General features: G+C 62.8%; 6 protein-coding genes. All 6 read right to left on the reverse strand.

Features of this window, described 5'->3' with window-relative positions; all coding sequences use genetic code 11:
- Positions 1-235 (reverse strand): aldehyde dehydrogenase family protein (locus EN964_RS29615; RefSeq protein ID WP_127277083.1); only part of this gene is annotated, 235 nt, incomplete at its 3' end.
- Positions 236-396: 161 nt separating this feature from the next.
- Complete coding sequence (locus EN964_RS29620) at positions 397-780, reverse strand: ACT domain-containing protein (RefSeq protein ID WP_127268885.1); 384 nt, start codon at positions 778-780, stop codon at positions 397-399.
- A gap of 15 nt (positions 781-795) precedes the next feature.
- The gene (locus EN964_RS29625) at positions 796-1,275 is read right to left on the reverse strand and encodes a GNAT family N-acetyltransferase (RefSeq protein ID WP_127268887.1); all 480 of its coding nucleotides are present in this window, start codon (positions 1,273-1,275) and stop codon (positions 796-798) included.
- Positions 1,276-1,492: 217 nt separating this feature from the next.
- Complete coding sequence (locus tag EN964_RS29630) at positions 1,493-2,233, reverse strand: SDR family oxidoreductase (protein ID WP_127268889.1); 741 nt, start codon at positions 2,231-2,233, stop codon at positions 1,493-1,495.
- Between the two features lie 66 nt (positions 2,234-2,299).
- Positions 2,300-2,773, reverse strand: a complete 474-nt coding sequence (locus tag EN964_RS29635; RefSeq protein ID WP_236382718.1) for a flavodoxin — start codon at positions 2,771-2,773, stop codon at positions 2,300-2,302.
- A gap of 145 nt (positions 2,774-2,918) precedes the next feature.
- Positions 2,919-3,291, reverse strand: a 373-nt coding sequence (locus EN964_RS29640) for an aldo/keto reductase (protein ID WP_164776076.1), incomplete at its 5' end; no start/stop codon positions are given.

Genomic DNA, 3,291 nt, shown 5'->3' on the forward strand with positions numbered 1-3,291 from the left:
TCTTGTAGACCGCGATGATGCGGTTCAACAGGTCGAGCCGCTCGCCAACCTCGGTGAAACCAAAGCTGTTGAAGGCGCGCTTGGCGGCGGCCACCGCTTTGTCGACATCGGCCTTGGAGCCGAGCGAAATCTGCGCAAAGGCGTCCTCATTCGAGGGATCGATGACATCGAAAGCGTTGGGCACAACAGGATCGACCCACGCGCCATCGATATAGAACTGCAGATTGTGTGACATGGTTTTCTCCTTGACCGCATCGTCGCGCCGGGCCGTCATATCTGGCTGGAGATAACGATGCACAAACGCCGCTGTCAAACGCAACCCCCGAAGTGGTTGAGCCAGTGCGGCAGTGATTGAGCCAGAGCGTTCGGGTCAGCAACCGGCTTGGTGAGGATGGACTACAGCAAGATATGCCCGGCCTCGACCAGAAATCGCCTCGCCGCAGCCTGATCCGTCGCTTTCACCAACAGATGGTCGCCATCGAAAGTGGACACCACGAAGATGCCCAGCCCGTTTTCCGACAACGGCCTGATGACCGACAACACGATACCGGTTTCGTCGAAGGCAAACGGCCCCTGGAGCTTGAAGGCCACCCAGTCACCGTCCTGCCTGACACTATCCGGCACACGATCCTGCAGGCAAACGATCGAAAGCTCGTCGTCAGTCCTTGTGATGCTGACGAAGCCTGGCCCGTCCGCCCAACCGGGGATGGTCTCCCCCGCCGCCAGCCGGGCAACCGCGTGAAACCCTGGGAGTTGTTTGAGCCTGACGCAGATGGCCATTGTCGAACCCCTCCCTCAGATCGCCGGTGATCCCGCCAGCTTCTTGCTCATGTGGACCGTCATACCGTTCATGAAAGGCTCTTCCCTATCGATGACATAGCCATACCTTTTGTACAGCGACACATTCGCCTCGAAGGCGCCATTGGTCAGCAGGCGAAGCTCGAGGCGGCCCGCTTCGACCGCCTTGCGCTCGGCCAGTTCCAGCAACAGCCGGCCGATCCCCCTGCCCTGCGCATCCGGTGCCACACAGACATTCTCGATCCACAGGTGACCGTCAGCCAGCACGGTTTCGATCATCCCGACGATCCGATCATCCTCGACGGCGAGATCGAACGGATGCTCGGCAACGGCCTTGTCGTAGTCGGTGCGCATCGGCAGCGGCTCGCGGCCGATCACCGGCACCCATTTGACATAGGCGGCACGAACGATATCCCGGATCGCGGCGGCGTCAGCAGGCACGGCCGGCCGAAGCCGGATGGAAGAATTGTTGGTCATCAAAGTGCTCCAGACATGAAAAACCCCGCCGGCGGTGTCGCGGGCGGGGCTGGAAACGAACGAACCGGGTCTATCCTGCCGATCTTTGTCGTCGCGCAATCAGTCTGCCGCTCCGCATTGTGCAGGGGCGACGTCGCTTGGTGTTGGTGGGCGCGAGGAAGAACATGGCGCCAAGCTGGAACAGGAAGCGCGGCGCGTCAAGACACCTACAACGGCTTCAGTATTCCTGCGCCGTCGGTCTGAACAGGATTTCGTTGATGTCGACCTCGTCGGGCTGGCTCATGGCGAACACCACCGTCCTGGCGAAGGAATCGGCCGGAATGGCCACCCGGTCGTAGAGTGCGCGTACGCCCTCGGCGACATCGGCCTCGGTGACGCTGCCGGGCAGTTCGGTCGCCACGGCACCGGGCGAGATGATGGTGGTGCGGACGTTGTAGGGTTTCACTTCCTGGCGCAGACCTTCCGAGATGATGCGCACCGCGTGCTTGGTCGCGGCATAGACCGCTCCGCCCGGCCCGACCTTGTGGCCGGCGACCGACGACACGTTGATGATGTGGCCGCTTTTCTGCGTCTTCATGTGCGGCAGTGCCGCGGCAATGCCGTAGAGCACGCCCTTGATGTTGACGTCGATCATGCGGTCCCAGTCCTCGACCTTGCCGCGCTCCAGCGGGGAATGCGGCATCAGGCCGGCATTGTTGATCATGACGTCGACGCGGCCGTGCGTCTCGACCGCATGGTCGACCAGATGCCGGACCTGGCCGACATCGGTAACGTCGGTCTGAAGGATGGCGCCCTCGCCAAGTGAAAGCGCGCCGGCCAGCGCCTGCAACCGGTCAAGGCGGCGCGCCCCCAGGACCAGTTTCGCACCCTCCCTGGCCAGAAGCCGTGCGGCGGCTTCGCCCAGCCCGCTGCTGGCGCCAGTGATGACGACGACTTTGTCCCTGATGTTCTCGGCCATGATTCTTTTCCTTTTCTGATCTTTGGCTTCGCTGCCCACGGCAGCCTGGGCGTTCGCGTTGGCGGCTCAGCGGGGCAATTCGACCCGGCCGAGCCAGCCGGTGACCTCGTCAAGCGTCTGGCGTTCCTGGTCGCACTGCTTGGAAAAACCCTTGATGAGCCGTGCCCCTGGTGCATGATCTGCGAGGACTTTCAGGCTCTGCCCTGTTCCGTAGCCGCCATGGGTGATGAACGGCACCAAGGTCTTGCCGGACAGATCGTGTTTCGACAGGAAGGAGCGGATCACCGAAGGCGCGGTCATGCCCCAGATCGGAAATCCGAGGAACACCGTCTCGTAGGTTCCGATATCAGGCACCGTGGCGGCCAGCGCCGGTTCGAAACCGGACTCCCGCTGCTGCTCCGCCACCGCAACCTGCTGCTTGTAGTCTTCCGGGTAGGGATCGACGGTCGCGATCTCGAAAATATCCGCTCGCAGAGTCCTGCTGATCTGGCGCGCGATGACCCGCGTGTTGCCGGTGCGGGTGTAGTAGGCCACCAGCACTTTGGCGCCGCCCGTTCGCCGCGCGCTCGACGCACTGGCGGGCGGCTCGATCCGGGACTCAATCCGGCGCCCAGAGGCAGTGCAAGCATGGTCATCAGCGCACCTCGTCTTGAGACTGGTTGGCTCATCACGCTCTCCCAGGTGGCTAACGATCGATCCTTGCTTCCTGTTGCGGAGAATAGCGCGCTCCCTTCACCGCGATCGCCGAGACCGCATTCTCGATGTTGGCAAGATCGTCCGCCGTCAGCGCGATGGTGGCCGACGCGATGTTCTCTTCGAGGCGATTGAGCTTGGTGGTGCCGGGGATCGGAACGATCCAGGGCTTCTGCGCCAGCAGCCAGGCGAGAGCGACCTGTGCTGATGTCGCCTTCTTCTCGGCAGCGATCACGCCGATCGCGTCGACCAGCGCCTGGTTCGCCTTGCGGGCGTCTTCCGCAAAACGCGGCACGGTGTTGCGGAAGTCGCTGCTGTCGAACGTCGTGCTGGCATCGATGGCGCCGGTGAGGAACCCCTTGCCC

Origin of the sequence: Mesorhizobium sp. M7A.F.Ca.CA.001.10.2.1 (genome assembly GCF_003998575.1) — a bacterium.
GTDB lineage: Bacteria > Pseudomonadota > Alphaproteobacteria > Rhizobiales > Rhizobiaceae > Mesorhizobium.

Excerpts from the sequence above, each read along its gene's own strand:
- EN964_RS29620 (WP_127268885.1), bottom strand. The coding sequence starts at position 780 with ATGGCCATCTGCGTCAGGCTCAAACAACTCCCAGGGTTTCACGCGGTT.
- EN964_RS29630 (WP_127268889.1), bottom strand. The coding sequence starts at position 2,233 with ATGGCCGAGAACATCAGGGACAAAGTCGTCGTCATCACTGGCGCCAGC.
- EN964_RS29625 (WP_127268887.1), bottom strand. The coding sequence starts at position 1,275 with ATGACCAACAATTCTTCCATCCGGCTTCGGCCGGCCGTGCCTGCTGAC.